A 15,294-nucleotide genomic window follows, 5' to 3' on the forward strand; every position below is an offset into this window, starting at 1 on the left:
AGCAGGGCAGGGCCTTGGCCAGGGCTTTCAAGGCTGGCCGACGAGCGCGCTGGACGAACCTGCATGTGCGATGGCGGGCTCCAGTGCCCTCTCGGCGCGAGCAATTTTCTCGTTGAACCTGGCTCTTGGCCTGAAGCGCATATTGCTACCTCGGCTGACTGGTTGCTAGGGGGTGTCATTTCTGCTTCTCCTGCTGGTCAGCGGCTCGTGGGAAGATCGGGATGCCGAGGTCGACGACTGGTCGCCGTAGCCGACGCTGGGCCTCCTCGCGCTTGGCCCGCAGGAAGGTCAGGGTCATATCACCTACCTGCTCTCGCTGGGCAGCCAGCAGGGCAATACCCACCTGCACTGGCACATCGCTCCCTTGCCGCCGGGAACTCCTTACGAGCAGCAGCAGTATCACGCCCTGATGACCGAGAACGGAGTGATCCCCTGGTCGGCGCGGCAGGCCCTCGAGCTCGCCGACCACCTCCGCGCGGCCCTTGCCGAGATCAGCGAAGGCAAGTGACCCTCGGCAAGGCGTTGGCTTTGGTTGTGCTGGTGCCACTTTGCTGAGACGAACGTGATTCTGGGCCACCTTGCTGAGACAGCAGAGTCGGCAGGCGGAGCGTTGCTAGGAAACCCCGCACCTCACAGACCCGGTTTGGGGGGCCACTTCAGTGAGACGGTGGCCACTTTGCATGAGACGGGACAGCTCCGGGGCACGGCCGAGCACACCCGCTCCGAGGGGCCGCAAGACCTTGGCCGAGGGCCGCATCGCCCTGCCCGACGGCACTCCGCTGGTCGAGGCGACGGGCCTCTTGATCACCCCCCGCCGCGTGGACCCGTCGCCCGTTATCGGATCGCAATCAACCTTGCTCGGGGATGAGAAGTCCAACCCAGTATGAAGATCCTTTGCGGGGCGCTCGCCGTCCTCTCGGCCCTCGTGGCCGTCCCGGGTACGGCCCGCGCGGCCGCCCCCGCAGGCGAGAAGCCCGCCCCGATCCAGTACGCCGCCGCCTCCGACTGCGCCAAGGACCCGTACAACGCCCAGTGGTGCGGCCCCTGGTGGTACCGGACGACCGACGGCAAGCGCCACCCGCTCAACGGAGTGGCCCGGTGGACGGAGGCGGTCGCCGTCAGCGGGGACGGCCGCCGCCTTGCCTACATCAGGGCCAAGGACGCCCGGCTCGTCATCCGCGACCTCGACGGCCGGACACGGGTCTCGCGGGCCAAGGCGTGGCCGTCGACGAAGGAGCTGGATGTCACCCGCGTGACGATGTCGTATGACGGCTCCCTCGTGGCGGTGGACTGCTGCTGGGCCGGCTTCACCGACCACCCGGCGCGGGTCTACGACGCCGCCACCGGCGCCCTGCTGGGCAAGGTGCCGGGGGTGTCGGTGCATGACGACGCCCTGAGCTTCAGCGGCGACGGCGACCAGATCCTCGTCAGGACGGACGACGACAAGTCCGGCACGCTCAGTGTCCACAACCTGAACGGCAGGCGGACCGCCAGCGACGTGCCGCCCCGGCTCATCGGCGACAACGCAGCCACCGCCGCGCTGAACGCCGACGGGCACACCGTGGCCGTCTACGTCACCGGGCGCAAACCCAAGATCGCCCTGTACGACCTGGAGACCGGGCTGGTCACCGCCACGTTCCCCGTACCGGCGTCGGGCCAGAAGGTGGAGCGGGACCCTGCGGACGACAGGATCGCGGAGGTCGACACGGACGTCAGGCTCGACTGGACGGGCGACTCCACCCTGCGGATGATCAGGAAGGTCGGGTTCAAGCTGGTGCGGGTGAAGACCTACGGCATCGACGCCACCACCGGATCGGTGCGCCTCAAGCGCGCCTACGCCATCGCCGGAACCACCGAGGAGGCGGTCAGCGGCCTGTGACGCTGGGACGATGTCCCTGCGCGAGACGGTTCCCCGATGGTCCCCGCCAGGGCACGGCCTCGACCTGCGGCCGCAGGTCGAGGCCAACCTCGAAAGCCTGGGCGTGGACCGGCTCGACCTGGTCTACCCGCGCATCCGCCTGATGGAGCCACCGCGCGGCGAGTCGCTCGCCGAACGGTTCCAGGTGCTCGCCGCCGTGCGCAAAGAAGGGCTGATCCACCATCTCGGGATCAGCCACGTCGACCCCGATCACCTCGCCGAGGCGCGGTCGATCGCCCCCGTCGCCACCGTCCAGAACAACTTCCACATGCCAACCACGAGGAGCGAACCTCCTGGGCGCACGCACCCAAGCCGGCATCGCCCTCGTCCCGTTCTTCCCCCTCGGCGGCGGCCGCGCCGACCTCAACGACCCTGCCCTGGCCAAGGTCACGCAGCGGCACGACGCCACCGCCCAGCAGATCGCCCTGGCCTGGCCCGGCTCCTAGCCCTGTCCCCCGATCACCCCGGCCATCCCGGTCCATCACCCACCCTGGAGGAGAACCTGGGCGCCCATAGTACGGCGGAAAGGATGGTGGTCTGGTTGGCGTAGAACCACACCAGCACGGCCAGCAGTGGCATCGGGTTACTCGACGGTTAGCGTCTGGTGGTCCAAGTCGAGATGGAGGGTACCTCCTCCGTTCGCACGAAGCTGTCGCCAGGCGGAGTATCCGGTCAGGATCGCCTGTTCCCAGTCGGCGGCACGCAGGACGCTCACCTCGAGGTGGGAGGTCATAGTGGCGTGCTCGTGCGAGTCATGGAGCAGGCCGTTCGTGACGGAATCATTGATCGAAACCCGGCTCGAGTGACTGGCTGGCGACGGCAGTATCAGCGGGCCGAAGATGAGTTGGACACTCCACGAGCGCTGGCGCTACCCGGCTGGGAGACATTGACCCGCCTCGCTGCCTCACTGGTCGAACGATCGGCCGACGCCTATCAAGGCTGGGGAGAAGTCGTCATCTTCGCGGCATGCACCGCTGCCCGAGTAGGTGAGGTATCCGGGGTGCGAGCTGGCGACATCGATCGTGATTCATGGACCTGGACCGTACGCCGGCAGACCACCCCCAGCCCCGGCGGGCTCGTGGACAAGGGCACGAAGGGCAAGCGAGCGCGCACTGTCCCACTGATCGAAGAAGTCCGGGACTTGGCCGCTCGCCGTCTCGACGCAATCGGCTCGGACCCGGCTGCCCGGTTGTTCACCGGCCCTCGTGGCGGCCGCATCACCACGGCCGTTTTGCGTGACGCGACCCATTGGGACGAGGTGGTGACCAAGCTGGGCTTCGAGCACCTGCGTCGCCATGACCTTCGGCACACAGGCTTGACCTGGATGGCCGATGCCGGCGTGCCGGTGCATGTGCTTAGGAAGATCGCCGGTCATGGCTCGTTGAGTACTACGCAGCGATACCTGCACCCGGACGCGCGCTCAATCTCCGATGCCGGTGCTGCGCTGAGCGCCCACCTCTCGGTGCGCCGGTCCCCAAGTGGTCCCCAGCTCCGAGCGGTGTAGCCGACACGATGATCCAACCGACATGAAGAAAGGTCTGTTGATCTGCGGTTTCCCGCAGATCAACAGACCTTTAGTCTGTCGGGACGACAGGATTTGAACCTGCGACCCCTTGACCCCCAGGCAACTCAGACGGGGATCTTTACTGCAGGAAACTGCGCCTGACCTGCGGAAGCTGTTCCCCGGCGTTCTCGGTTGTCCAGGCTCGTACGTGGGCGTTGTCACCCACTTAGTCACCCGACTGCTGGGTCACAATCATGTCGAAGGATCGTGCGACAGGCGGCGCCACCTTGGCTCGCTGCGAGGCTTGGCTCTCCCCTCGTACCGTGGAGACCTGACCCAAGACCTGACCTAAGAAGGGTTGGGCGTGGGAGAGACGCAGGTTCGATCCGGAATTCCGGGCGGGTGCGGTGCGCATCGTCCGGGAGACCGGTAAGTCCATCGCTCAGGTCGCCGAGGACCTGGGGATCAATTCGGGGACGCTGGCCAACTACAGCCGGTAGCGACCCGAAAATGGCGGGACCCGCACTAGAGCGCCGTGCGGGACCCTCGATCAGGAAGTGTGGTCCTGACCTGTGGTGCAGCTTAAACGCCTGTGGTGCCTGTTGGGGTGCCGTCGCGCCAAGCGGATCGGCCGGCACGCCGTCGGACAGCCGTACGTCGAGGTCGAACGTGGCGAACCCGACCCGGGCGACCGTGCCGCCGCCGTGCCGCTCGACCGGCTGGAGCCGACATGTACGATCCTGTAAGGGCCGTAGAGCCGCCGCTTCTACGCTCTGGCCCTCTTCCCGACCTCCGAGCCGCTGGTCGTGGAGGCCCGCACCACCCAGGATCTCCTCAAGCAGATGCGCCAGGCCGAGAGGACATGATGGTCGCCGCCTGGCCATACGCACCGGTCGCCTGAGCCGTACCCGTGGCCGTCCTGCGGTTGCCTGAGCATCGCCCGAACACCACCCGGCCGTGACGCGCAGACCGCCGCGCGCGGATTCGGCCTGCCGTACGCCGTGAACTTCACCCCCCAGAACGAAGGACGACCGGACTCGATGAGCACCCCTGCCCTGCGAACGGAGACCGCTGCCTTCCCCGCCACGGAGGCGTCCGTGGGCGAGGCCCGGCGCTGGCTGAGCAAGATCTTGGACTGGCAGGCGTGCTGCGACGACGCGGTCTGGCTGCTGTCGGAGGCGGCGACGAACTCGGTGGCGCACACCGATTCGGCCGTGGTCGGGGTCACCGTGGTGGTCGAGGAGAACGGCGACGTGCGGGTGGAGGTCGCCGACGAGGGCGCGCAGACCATCCCCAGCATTCCCCTTCACCCGGATGACGACCTCGCCGCCTCCGGCCGCGGGATCCGCCTGATCCGCGCTCTGTCATCGCTGGGGTTTCACCGAGGAGCGCCCCCGCTGCGTCCTGTGGTTCGTCCTGTCCCCACGCGACCTGGACAGGGCATGCGGTGCCGCATAGTTGCGTTTCCGCAGCCGTATTCGAGGCGGTGGCACGTGACGTCCTGCCGAGATGGCAAGGGCCCGCCCCGACTGACGACGCCAGTCGGGGCGGGCCTCATGTCAGGTCCGGGTCAGCGCTTCTCCTGCAGGACGTTCAGGACGAAGCTGCCGAGGGCCGAGAGGCCCTTCCCCTGAGGGACCCATGGTCACCGCCGGGTCGGATCAGCCGCAGCTGATCGCGTTGTAGGCGGCGTCGTAGGACCAGGTGACCTGCTTGCCGTCGATGGTCGCGGTTCCCGTAACGCCCACCTTGTCCGCACCGATCTGTCCGGCTCGCGCGTTGAAGGACTGGTAGGCCTGCTTGTCCGGGGCCACGTCGGCCAGGGTCTTGAAACCGTAGGGTGTCGTCAACGTGGCGGTCGCCGCCTTGTCGGAGGCGTTGACAGCCGTCACCGCCACGTACGCCGTCGTGCCCACACAGCGGGACGAAGCGGTCACGGTCAGCGGAACGACAGGCATAGTGAGGGTGCCGGGGGCCAGGTCGGTCCACGCTGACGTGTACGACTTCAGGTAGCTGGCGAGGAACGGCGAGACGTCGCCCTGCGCCAGGGTGTCGTACCGGACGTCGTCGAGCTCCAACGAGAGCGATGCCGAGCTGACCGTGATCGTCTGGTTCGACGGGGTGTCCGACCACGACCGGCTCGTGTTCGTGCCGATGCCGACGGCGAGCTGGTGGCCCCTCGTCAGGGTCCAATCCGCCGACTTGAGGTCGAACTCGACCGTGCCGGCCTTGACGAGCGACATCTGCTCGTCGAACATCACGGCCTTCCCGTCGGGGGCGACGTCCCACAGCCGGACCAGGACGTTGCCCGTACCCTTCGCGGTGAAGGACACGCGCGGCGTGCCGGTGACCCGGACGCCGCTGTTCACCGGCTTAGACCAGGAGTAGTAGCCCTTACCGTCTTCGGTCGTGCCCGGCTCCGGTTCGTAGCTCTGTTCCTGCGGTCCCATGATCCGGGGTGCGGTCTCCATGTCCCACACGCCGCCATTGGGCACGAGGCCCTTCGCGCGGCCGTTGTCGACGTAGCTGCCGGGCTCGAGGCGGACCACCGTCTTACCCTTGGCCACCGGCCACGAGTCCTGGGCGCGCCACACGCCGTCGCTGCCCTCGACGAGGAAGTTCGGATCCTTGACGGACGGCTCGATGCCCTTCAGGTACTGGTCGTAGAAGCGCATGACCTCGTCGAACCAGCCGGTCCGGCCCATGAGGAGCCTGCCCTGGCTGTTGGTCTCGTTGCCGCGGACGTGCTCCCACTGCCCGAGCCAGCCTCGCTTCGGGCCGGCGTGGTTCGTCAGGTACCGCTGGATGTCCTCGGGCTTGGTGTTGTCCTCGATGAAGCCCTGCGTGACGAAGAGCGGCACCTTCGATCCCCTCGCCATCTCGGCGAGGTCACGGGCCTTCCAGTAGCCGGCGTTGCGGTCCGGGTCCTGGGTGTCCTTGAGGTTGTTCGCGAGGCACTCCGGGTGGGTCTTCTCGTAGGCGGCGTTCTGCCGGTAGCGGTCCGAGTCGTCCTTCATGCCGGCCAGGTTCGCGATGCCGTTGTAGGCCTGCGGGGTGCCGAGGTAGTTCGGGCGCCGGACACCGTTGCTGAAGAGGTAGTTGTACATGTTCCACAGCGGCTCCGAGGCGACGACGGCCGTGAGCCCCGGGCGGCCCTGGTTCGCGCCGACGAGGCCGGTCACCGCGTCGTACGACTTGCCGTACATCCCGACCTTGCCGGTCGACCACGGCTGGCTCGCCGCCCAGTCGACCGCGGCCTTGATGTCGGCCTGCTCGCCGGGGCCGACCCAGTCGAGGCAGCCGGTCGAGGCGCCGAAGCCGCGCAGGTCGACCATGACGACGGTGTACCCGCGCGCCATGAGGCTGGCGCCATTGATGAGGTCGTTGAAGCGCTCGGACGGGCCGGTTTCCTTGAAGCCGTCGTTGCCGGTCTGCCCGATGTGGTTGAAGTACGGGCCGATCGACAGGATGACCGGCGTCTTCGTGTCCGGGGGGAGTTGGGCGGGTCGCAGAACGTCGGCGTGCAGTTCGACATCGCTGCCGTCCGAGGACGGGAAGTAGTGCTCGCTCCACAGCGCTCCGGCGGGGACCCGCGCGTTCTCCTCGTGGGAGACGGCGTGGTCCGGCGTCGGGATCGGGGCGGCCTGTGCCGGGGTGGACATGGCAAGGGGTGCCAGGCCACACAGAAGCGCCGCCGAGGCGAGCACGGAAGTACGTTTGTGACGCACGTGAGTTTCCTCTCACGGTGGGAGATTTGGGGCTAAAGTTAAAAGAGAGGAAAAACTACGTCAATAGCGACATCCGTCTGTCGCCCATCCGATATCTGTCGAAATAAGTGCGCGGTATCCCGCGTGATCGGGCGTCGACGTCATACGGGGAAAGCCGCGACCCCCCGCCAAAAGGGACAAACAGGCACAACACTCTGTGCTGAGGGTGGGGAAGGAGACATCCCTTCGTGGGAGCACGACAGTCGGATCCGGATATCCCTGACCCGCAGATGCGTGAGCAGAGGACCGCCCGGGACCACGGCGCGGCCGAGGCGCTGGCCCGGCCGGTCGGCCGCCCGAAGGCCGACCCCCGCGACAAGAGGATCGGGACTCTGGAGGGAGAGACCGAGCGGCCCGCCAGGTGATCGAGGTGCAGGGAAACTCTTCGCGCTGCTGGATCAGCTCGCCACCAGCAGTGAGACCTCGACGGCTCGGGGCGAGCAGTGACGGAGATCATCGAGGCTGCTCAGGACGAGGCGATCGAGGAACTGACGCCTTTGGTCGGGCGGCGCAACACGTGCGCGGCGGCCGGGGTACCGCAGGCCAACTGGGACCGCAAGAACCGCACGAGCCCCGCTCCGGCCCGTCCGGTCCCCCCCCCCCCCCCCCCCCCCCCCCCCCGCGAAGGCCGCGCCCGGCGGCGCTGTCGCAGAGCGAGCGCCACCGCACTGTTCGCCGACCCCCCACCGGGTGTGGGCCTGGGACATCACCCGGACTCGTCGGGGGGTCAGACGTAGTGGCGAACCAGGATGGTCGCGACGCAGGCGGGCTTCGGCGCGTTCTCGACGGTGAGTGTAAGGGTGATGGTGAGCTGGACCCCGCCCTCGACCTCTTTGACCTCGTCCAGGACAGCGCCGGCGCGCAGCCTGCCGCCCACGGGCACCGGGGAGGGGAACCGCACGCGTTCGCATCCGTAGTTGACGCCCATGCCGAAACCGGAGAGCTGAATGATCTCGGGGAGTACGCAGGGGATGAGCGACAGCGTGAGGTATCCGTGCGCTATAGGCCCGCCGAACGGCCCCTTCGCGGCACGCTCGGGGTCCACGTGGATCCACTGGTGGTCCCCGGTGGCGTCGGCGAACTGGTTCACGGCCTCCTGGGTGACCTCGTGCCAGTCGCTGTACCCCAGCACTTCCCCGACGGGGAGGGCGCGGACGCCCCCGATGCCCTGCACGGCGATGGCCGCGGCCATGATCATGCCTCCCATGTCTTCAGCGGGGCGCGTAGTGGTCATCGCGTTGTTTGTCGTCCTGGCGTTGGCGGTCCTGGCCCGCTCATCGGCGCTCTCGACGCCGGCCGCCGCCAAGACTGCTTAGCGACCTCGGCCGAAAGGGTTGCATCCGGTACCCAGGTACAGGTTTACCGTCGAGGTATGACCTACCAGGAGATGGCTCCTGACCAGGACGAGAGACCCCGGCTGCTGGGTCTGAGCCGCCCCGAAGGTTCGGCTCACCTGCGGTTGCCCGCCCGGAGTCGTGCGGGCAACCGCAGAATGCTCCTACTTCAGGATCGGGTGTGTCCAGTGATCGGCCCTGTCCCGTAATCGGTGGTAGCGCTGAGTGATCACTGCCAGCAGGAGGCGTGCTGAAGATCAACGATCTGGTGGGCGTGGTGTTCTCGGGGCTGTCTGACCTGGTCATCGAGGATGCCGTGGTCGTGAACAACCTTATTCAGGTCATGGCCCGCACTCGGGATGAGCCCGTGCCGTGCCGGTGTGCGGGATGCTGACCGGCCGTGTGCATGGCTTCTGCGGCCAGACGCTACAGACGTCCCGGTCGATGGGCGGAGCGTGGTGGTGTCGGCGAGCGTACGGCGCCTGGTCTGCTCGGCGCTGGGGTGTCCACGGCAGACGTTCCGTGAACAGGTGCCGGGGCGGCTGGAGCGCTACCAGCGCCGCACCAGCAGGTTCACCGGCCGACTGAGAGCGGTGTCGCCGACCGGACGGGCGCTCGTCTGTCACAGGCACTGGAGGTCACGGTGTAGAGATCCACGGCACTGCGGCTGCTCATGCGGTTGCCGCTGCCGCCACCGTCGGTCCCCCAAGTGCTCGGGGTCGATGACTTCGCTTGCGATCACCTGCGGGAACGGCGCGCGGCTGAGCCGGCCGTCCCGGTTCTCCAGCTGTTCCGCGAGATCAAGGAGCTCGGTTACACAGGCAGCCTCAACCTGCTCTACCGCTACATCACCCAAGGCCGAGCCGAGGGCGATCGGCCCGTCATCACACCACGCCGTCTCGCTCGGCTCCTGCTCACCCGCCCCGACAGGCTGCGCGAGGCCGACACCACGTTGCTGCAGGAACTCGCGGTCATATGCCCCGAACCGGCCCAGCTCGCTCGCCTGGTCAGCGTCTTCGCCGAACTCCTCACCCCGGCCGCGGGCAACGACGCCAAGCTCGCCGCCTGGCTCACCGACGCCCGGCCGCTGACCTGCCCTACCTGCACGGCTTCGCCAACGGCCTTGAGCTCGACCGCGAGGCTGTCAACGCCGGAGCATGGGTCGCTCGTGACCTGGGCAGCGGTGGGGGCACTTCCAGGGCACGCGACCAGACGGCTGCGCACCGCATCGGATGCTGAGCGGCCCGGCTCGCGGGTCCCGATCGGCTCCACCTCCGCTGCGGTATTTCGGTCCAGTCCCCAGCCGGTATCGCCCGTCGCCGTGCCGAGAACGTCCACGCTCTCCTTTGCTCAGCGCGCCCTGTCCCTGCGCCGGCTCCCTCGGTGCGCAAGATGACCGGCTGGATCGCCACTCATCCCGACCGGCTTGAGCAAGCCCCCAACTCCAGCTCAAACCGTTCTTGCCCACGGCCCGGAACTGTCCGCGCTCACCGAGCACGTCCGCTCCTTCGCCGCATGCCCACCAGACGCCAAGGTCACGACCTGGCCGACTGGCTCGCCACTGTCCGGGCTGATGATGACCTGCCAGCCCTGCTCGCATTCACCGACGGTTGAAACGTGACCTACAGGCGACCTGATCACGGGCCTTGATCCGACGAGCACACCATTGACCAGCACGTATACATGAGTATAATCTATCCATATCTCGCCAACCGAGGTATAAACGCCAAGCCCGGCGCAGTCCTCGTCGTGACGCGATACCCCGGAGCGAACGCTCCTGGATGCATCGCCCCGGCGGGTGCCAGTCGGTAACTACTCCCGCCGGGCAATGAACCCCCATCGGACAAGGGAGCTGTTCCCAGCATGAACGCATCACCCATCGACCGTAAAAACTCTCACGTTCGCGGCCACCCTCACCCGATCACCTACAAGGTCTGGCTCTGTGACTGGATCGGCAGCCACGAGGCCCCGCGAGGCCTGATCCACCGAGTCCGCTGGACGGTGGCCGGCCGTAGGAAGGCCCGCTCGTTCCACACTGCAGCCCTGGCCAGGGACTTCCATGGCCGGCTCAAGGCCGCGGTGGCGGCCGGCCGGCCCTTCGACGTCACGAGCGGACTGCCGCTGGTTATGGCTCCGCAGGCCTGTGACGCTCCTCACGGCGGCCGATCCCGCCGCAGGAAGAGCAAGGGCTCACATGACTGATTCCCCCTTCGAGCACATTCGGGATCGGTTGGCCGAGTGCAGCGATGGCGAGGCGCTGCTGGCCGACGGGTTCGAGGAGGCGTTGATCGGTATGGCCGAGGGCTGGTTCGGCAACTCGCGGCGGATCGTCGCTCTGTACGACCTCGCTCTTTGCCTCCGGATCCTCTTGGGCTGGGGCATGGACGAGGAGGAGGCCGGCGAGTGGATCGACTACAACGTCACCGGTGCCTACGTCGGGCCCTCGACCCCGGTCTTCGCCATCATCAAACGCCAACCGGTGGTCGTCTCCCGAGACGACTGAGATTTCACCAATGAAGCCCGGCAGGTCGCGACGCTGCCGGGCTTCGGCATTTTGCGGCTGCACCAGCGGTTCTCACCGGCTGGTCGGCGCCGCACAGTCCCGCGGGTCCGTGAGCGCCAGGTCCCTGCCCGGCTCCCCAAGGCTGCGCCGCCCTTGCCGTTCCCGCAACCGGCTCTCGCTGCGCTCGTCCCGGCGCCCAAAGATCTTTTCCTCCTTCGTCGGAAAACATCTTGGCCGTGCCGGGACCGCCGGGTTGCGTTCCCGGCTGCGTGCGTCGCGGGCGCCTTGAGCCGGGCAGGGACCATCCCTGTGTCCCCCGGCCGCCGCAGAAAGACGGTGGCCAGGCCAGCCCGGCGCGATGAGCCTGTGGAGGGCACATGACCGAAGTCGCAACCGATCCCGACGTCATGGAAGGCGTCGTCGCCGATCAGGACGTCCCGGCGGACGCGGACCTGGACGCCGAGAGTCAGCGAATTGAGGACCTGGCGTACACCGAGCGCCCCATGATCCCGGTGGAGCTGCTGGTCTGCCACCCGGGGAACGTCCGGGACGACAGGCAGGCCGGCCAGGCGTTCTGCCGGTCGGTCGCTTCAGCGGGGATCATCACCCCGCTGGAGATCACCGTCGAGCCGGGCGGCGGCTATCGGGTGGTGGACGGCAATGTCCGCTTGGACGCCGCGCTGAAGGTCGGGCTGGCGGCGGTGCCGTACTTCTTCTCCGCCGACACCGCCGATGACGAGGGTCTTCAGTACCTGCACATGCTGATCAGCAGCAGGTTCCGTACGAGCCTGACGGTGCATGAGGAGGCGCAGGCGCTGTTCTCGGCGTCGCAGGCCGGCATGACGCGAGCCGAGATCCGCAAGGCCACAGGCCTTTCCGCGGACGAGGTGAAGGCCGGGGTGCGGGCCGGTGGTCTCAACTACATGGCCAAGGAGATCGCCGCGGGGATGGATTATGAGTGGACGCTGGAGGAGCTGGCGCTGCTCAAACCGTTCGAGGACGACCCCGAGGCGATGGAGGTGATCCGCCGCAACCGGTACGGCCCGCTGAAGTACACGGTGCAGCGCCTGCTGGACGAGCGGGAAGCCAAGGCCCGTCGCGCCAAGATGATCGCCGAGCTGGAGCAGGCCGGGATCACGATCACCGGCGAACGGCCCGAGGGCGCCATGCCGTTGTCCCGCCTGTTGAACGGCTCCCACCAGATGGACACCGGCGCCCATATGGACTGCCCCGGCCGGGGTGCGTCCCTCGGCCCTTGGATGAGCGCTTCCCCTAACCACTACTGCCTGGACCCGGTCGAGTACGGCCATGTGTTCGCCGAGACCGGCACCACCAGCCCTCCCCAACCCGCCGTAGTCGCGCCCGTCGCTCAGGAGGCCAAGCCGAACGCCGACCGAAAGATCGTGATCGAAGGGAACAAGGCGTGGGTCGCCGCCGGCACGGTCCGCCAGCAGTGGCTGCACGAGTTCCTGATGCTCAAGACGCCGCCCAGGAACGTGGCGTCCACGATCGCCCGGTTCATCACCGAGCAGCTCGTCACGATGCCCGAGCCGCTGTGCCGCGCGCTGGGGGGTGCCCGGCACTCCCGGCTGTTCGAGTCCTTCGGCGCCCCGACCTCGGAGACCGTCGCCAAGAGCACCCAGCCGGGCCTGTGGATGATCGCGCTCGCCCCCATCGCGACCGCCTACGAGCGGGAGATCACCGGTGACGGTGAGCGGCGCAACACCTGGCGCCAGGACAAGTACTCCCCGTGTACCCGCGAGGACGCCGGGGTCTGGCTGCGGTTCGTCGCCGAGATCGGCGCCAAGCACGGCTACGAGCCCAGCCCGATCGAGAAGGCCGTTGCCGACGGCGTTGCCTACCGCGGCGACAACCCCACCGAAGACCCCATCGAAGACGCGGACGCCGACCAGGCCGGTACCGAAACTGGGGTAGCCGGCCAGGACCACCAGGAGCACGATGACCAGCCGATCGACGCCGTCGAGCAGGCACCGCAGGGGACGCCGGGCTCCGAACCGGGCCCCGCTGCCGAGCCGGACGCCTCCGCCGAGCCGGCGTCGGCATCCGATCCCGAGGACGCCGCAGCGGGTCCGCAGGAGGTCCACCTGGCCGCCCACGTGGACGACGAGGTAGCCGACGACCTCGCCGAGGAGTTCGACGCCACCGACGTCTACGTCGAAGCGGCCTGACAACCACTCCTTTGACGGCGCAGGGCAGCCGCGCCGCGCGGCTGCCCTGCGCTGTTCCACGCCTTGGAGGGGCGACTCGATGAACGATCACCCGCCCGTGGAAGAACTGCTCATCGCCGGGCAGGTACGCCTCGCCGTTGCCCTTGGGCCGGCCGGTGACGACGCCTGCCTCGGCCGGTGTCTGGCCTGCGGTGACGACCGGCCGAACACGATGTCGGTATCAGCGAAGGGCTGGTTGCCCCGATCGACCTTAGCCCCCCGGCGGGATGTGACCTGTAGGCGCATCAGCCCGACCAACCCGTTCGCTTCCCGATGTTGTCCGTCCCGCCCTCGGCCGCTTGGCCGGGGGCGGCCCCTTTCTCATCCTGGAAAGGAAACACGCACATGACCGAGATGAGCTCCGAGACCCGCAGGATCCTGCGCGAGGCCATTGCCGAGGCCCACCTGTCCGACCATCGCGACCTCGACACCGGGCCGCTGGCTCGGCTGAGCGATCAACTCTCCCGGCCAACCAGCGGGGGCACTGTCTTTCGGCAGGGCTCGAAGTCCAGGAACCACAAGTGCTCACCCGCTGACGGCTACCAACCACCGAGTCTGCCGCAAGGCGACTCGCTAACACTGATGAGGAACCGCATGCTGACCAGCACCCTCAACCTGCAGAGGACGGCCACGCCGCCCGGCATCCCCTGCTGTCCCACATCACCGAGGCACGCCGCCACGAAGGATCACCCGCCCCCGCCAGCACCGCTCACCGCCCCGCGGGAACCTCTCGCCGACATCGACTTCGCCTTCCAAGCGCACGGTGGCGAGGTGGCAGGTGCCTGACTACCTGGTGCGGTGGGAGATCGATCAGTACGCCGAATCTCCCCGGCACGCGGCGGAGTTGGCCTGGGCCGATCGCAGCGCTCCCGGTTCGGCCGCCAACGTGTACACAGTCATCGACCAGGCCGGCCAGCACAGCACCGTCGACCTGTCGCAGGTGCCGTTCCCGCCCGCCGGGCCGACCTTCCGCTACCGCTCGACCGTTGAGGTGACCCTGGAGGTGGCCGCGAGAAGCGATGCCGAGGCATTCGCCGTGCTGGATGAGGTGTTCGTCGAGGTGGCGGCCGGAGGGGAACCTGTCCGGCGCGGCTTGGTCGCGTTGTCCACGCGCATCGCCACCGAGCCTTGTCTGCTGCCCGTCCCGGCAGCCGAGCTACAGGGCCCAGAGGCCCCGGAGGCGGCCTGATGCGCTTCTTCCTCGGGACCCACCACCCAGACTGGCTGGCCCGGGTGCGCGTTCCGTTGTATGTCTCCCAGCACGCGCTCTCGCCGCTTTCCTTCCTTCCCCGCCTGGCCGGCGGCGGGGTGTGGGGCCTGGACTCCGGGGCGTACACGGAACTCACCCGGTATGGGCGCTGGCGCCTGGGCGCCCGCGCCTACGCGCGAATGGCGCGCCGCTACCACGACGAGATCGGCCCTCCCCGCCACATCGCCCAGCTCGACTGGCCGTGCGAAGACGAATCGCTGGCCGAGACCGGGCTGTCGGTTGCAGAGCATCAACGGGCGACGATCGTCAACGGCTTGGAGCTACGCAGCCTCGAACCTGATCTGCCATGGATGCTGGTCCTGCAAGGCAGGCGTCCCCGGGACTACCTCGACCACCTGGAGCAGTGGCTGGCCGCCGGGATCGACCTGCGTGAGGAACCGATCGTCGGGCTCGGCTCGATCTGCCGCAAGGGCAACACCCTGCCCGTCGCGCTCATGATCTCCCGGCTCGCCCGCTTGGGGCTCCGGCTGCACACCTTCGGCTACAAGACCACCGGTCTGATCTCCTCCGCCGGCGACATCGTCTCCAGCGACAGCCTCGCCTGGTCACGAGCCGCCCGATGGGAGGGCCGCCACCCCCGGCACCCGCACGGCCACTGCGGCAACTGCATCGACTACGCGCTTGCCTGGCGTGCCGAACTGCTGGAGCGCGTGAACCGGGCCCACCCCGGCGTCGTGGAAGACCTCCTCCCGCTCAACCAAGCAGCGTGAAAGAACGCCCGGCCCAACCACGGGCCTACCCCGCGCCTGATCTGGGGCCTTACAGGAACC

13 protein-coding genes and 3 pseudogenes are annotated in these 15,294 nt (G+C 68.1%); 12 read left to right on the plus strand and 4 right to left on the minus strand.

What is annotated here, in order from left to right:
• Positions 1 to 175: 175 nt before the first annotated feature.
• Positions 176 to 298 carry a hypothetical protein gene (locus tag ACOZ38_RS28220; RefSeq protein WP_424534186.1) on the minus strand — a complete coding sequence of 41 codons (123 nt, stop codon included), beginning with the start codon at positions 296 to 298 and terminating at the stop codon, positions 176 to 178.
• A gap of 585 nt (positions 299 to 883) precedes the next feature.
• On the opposite strand from ACOZ38_RS28220, the gene ACOZ38_RS28225 reads away from it, so the two are divergent.
• Positions 884 to 1,879, plus strand: coding sequence for a WD40 repeat domain-containing protein (locus tag ACOZ38_RS28225; RefSeq protein WP_424534187.1), 996 nt, complete (start codon positions 884 to 886; stop codon positions 1,877 to 1,879).
• Positions 1,880 to 1,889: 10 nt separating this feature from the next.
• Positions 1,890 to 2,132 (plus strand): annotated as a pseudogene (locus ACOZ38_RS28230) (aldo/keto reductase); the annotation flags it as partial.
• 369 nt (positions 2,133 to 2,501) lie between these two features.
• On the opposite strand, the gene ACOZ38_RS28235 reads toward ACOZ38_RS28230, so the two are convergent.
• Positions 2,502 to 2,651: a hypothetical protein gene (locus ACOZ38_RS28235; RefSeq protein WP_424534188.1), complete on the minus strand. Its 150-nt coding sequence runs from the start codon at positions 2,649 to 2,651 to the stop codon at positions 2,502 to 2,504.
• 6 nt (positions 2,652 to 2,657) lie between these two features.
• Here ACOZ38_RS28235 and ACOZ38_RS28240 point away from each other — a divergent pair, with 6 nt between their 5' ends.
• From ACOZ38_RS28240 to ACOZ38_RS28250, 3 genes and pseudogenes are all read left to right on the plus strand, one after another.
• Positions 2,658 to 3,422: a tyrosine-type recombinase/integrase gene (locus ACOZ38_RS28240; RefSeq protein ID WP_424534189.1), complete on the plus strand. Its 765-nt coding sequence runs from the start codon at positions 2,658 to 2,660 to the stop codon at positions 3,420 to 3,422.
• 383 nt (positions 3,423 to 3,805) lie between these two features.
• Positions 3,806 to 3,922 (plus strand): annotated as a pseudogene (locus tag ACOZ38_RS28245) (transposase); the annotation flags it as partial.
• A 540-nt stretch (positions 3,923 to 4,462) separates the two neighbouring features.
• Entirely contained in the window at positions 4,463 to 5,056 is a 594-nt protein-coding gene (locus ACOZ38_RS28250) for an ATP-binding protein (protein ID WP_424534190.1), read from the plus strand.
• A 27-nt stretch (positions 5,057 to 5,083) separates the two neighbouring features.
• On the opposite strand, the gene ACOZ38_RS28255 is transcribed toward ACOZ38_RS28250, so the two are convergent.
• Positions 5,084 to 7,150: a CocE/NonD family hydrolase gene (locus ACOZ38_RS28255; RefSeq protein ID WP_424534191.1), complete on the minus strand. Its 2,067-nt coding sequence runs from the start codon at positions 7,148 to 7,150 to the stop codon at positions 5,084 to 5,086.
• A gap of 269 nt (positions 7,151 to 7,419) precedes the next feature.
• Here ACOZ38_RS28255 and ACOZ38_RS28260 point away from each other — a divergent pair, with 269 nt between their 5' ends.
• Positions 7,420 to 7,554 carry a hypothetical protein gene (locus ACOZ38_RS28260; RefSeq protein ID WP_424534192.1) on the plus strand — a complete coding sequence of 45 codons (135 nt, stop codon included), beginning with the start codon at positions 7,420 to 7,422 and terminating at the stop codon, positions 7,552 to 7,554.
• A 362-nt stretch (positions 7,555 to 7,916) separates the two neighbouring features.
• Here the strand turns inward: ACOZ38_RS28260 and ACOZ38_RS28265 are convergent, their stop codons facing one another.
• Entirely contained in the window at positions 7,917 to 8,423 is a 507-nt protein-coding gene (locus tag ACOZ38_RS28265) for a MaoC family dehydratase (RefSeq protein WP_424534193.1), read from the minus strand.
• Between the two features lie 431 nt (positions 8,424 to 8,854).
• Here ACOZ38_RS28265 and ACOZ38_RS28270 point away from each other — a divergent pair.
• From ACOZ38_RS28270 to ACOZ38_RS28295, 6 genes and pseudogenes are all read left to right on the plus strand, one after another.
• Positions 8,855 to 9,720 (plus strand): annotated as a pseudogene (locus ACOZ38_RS28270) (transposase family protein); the annotation flags it as partial.
• A 997-nt stretch (positions 9,721 to 10,717) separates the two neighbouring features.
• Positions 10,718 to 11,026, plus strand: coding sequence for a hypothetical protein (locus tag ACOZ38_RS28275; protein ID WP_424534194.1), 309 nt, complete (start codon positions 10,718 to 10,720; stop codon positions 11,024 to 11,026).
• A gap of 377 nt (positions 11,027 to 11,403) precedes the next feature.
• Entirely contained in the window at positions 11,404 to 13,215 is a 1,812-nt protein-coding gene (locus ACOZ38_RS28280; protein WP_424534195.1) for a ParB/RepB/Spo0J family partition protein, read from the plus strand.
• A 384-nt stretch (positions 13,216 to 13,599) separates the two neighbouring features.
• Positions 13,600 to 14,040, plus strand: a complete 441-nt coding sequence (locus tag ACOZ38_RS28285) for a hypothetical protein (protein WP_424534196.1) — start codon at positions 13,600 to 13,602, stop codon at positions 14,038 to 14,040.
• Complete coding sequence (locus ACOZ38_RS28290; RefSeq protein WP_424534197.1) at positions 14,033 to 14,443, plus strand: hypothetical protein; 411 nt, start codon at positions 14,033 to 14,035, stop codon at positions 14,441 to 14,443. The genes ACOZ38_RS28285 and ACOZ38_RS28290 overlap by 8 nt, the downstream gene beginning before the upstream one ends.
• Entirely contained in the window at positions 14,443 to 15,234 is a 792-nt protein-coding gene (locus ACOZ38_RS28295; protein ID WP_424534198.1) for a DUF7221 family queuine tRNA-ribosyltransferase-like protein, read from the plus strand. The genes ACOZ38_RS28290 and ACOZ38_RS28295 overlap by 1 nt, the downstream gene beginning before the upstream one ends.
• Positions 15,235 to 15,294 lie beyond the last annotated feature (60 nt).

Source organism: Sphaerisporangium viridialbum (genome assembly GCF_049674955.1).
In the GTDB taxonomy this organism is placed as follows: domain Bacteria; phylum Actinomycetota; class Actinomycetes; order Streptosporangiales; family Streptosporangiaceae; genus Sphaerisporangium; species Sphaerisporangium viridialbum.

Coding starts and splice junctions, on each gene's coding strand:
- ACOZ38_RS28220 (WP_424534186.1), bottom strand. CDS start 298: ATGACCCTGACCTTCCTGCGGGCCAAGCGCGAGGAGGCCCAGCGTCGG.
- ACOZ38_RS28225 (WP_424534187.1), top strand. CDS start 884: ATGAAGATCCTTTGCGGGGCGCTCGCCGTCCTCTCGGCCCTCGTGGCC.
- ACOZ38_RS28235 (WP_424534188.1), bottom strand. CDS start 2,651: ATGACCTCCCACCTCGAGGTGAGCGTCCTGCGTGCCGCCGACTGGGAA.
- ACOZ38_RS28250 (WP_424534190.1), top strand. CDS start 4,463: ATGAGCACCCCTGCCCTGCGAACGGAGACCGCTGCCTTCCCCGCCACG.
- ACOZ38_RS28260 (WP_424534192.1), top strand. CDS start 7,420: ATGCGTGAGCAGAGGACCGCCCGGGACCACGGCGCGGCCGAGGCGCTG.
- ACOZ38_RS28265 (WP_424534193.1), bottom strand. CDS start 8,423: ATGACCACTACGCGCCCCGCTGAAGACATGGGAGGCATGATCATGGCC.
- ACOZ38_RS28275 (WP_424534194.1), top strand. CDS start 10,718: ATGACTGATTCCCCCTTCGAGCACATTCGGGATCGGTTGGCCGAGTGC.
- ACOZ38_RS28280 (WP_424534195.1), top strand. CDS start 11,404: ATGACCGAAGTCGCAACCGATCCCGACGTCATGGAAGGCGTCGTCGCC.
- ACOZ38_RS28285 (WP_424534196.1), top strand. CDS start 13,600: ATGACCGAGATGAGCTCCGAGACCCGCAGGATCCTGCGCGAGGCCATT.
- ACOZ38_RS28295 (WP_424534198.1), top strand. CDS start 14,443: ATGCGCTTCTTCCTCGGGACCCACCACCCAGACTGGCTGGCCCGGGTG.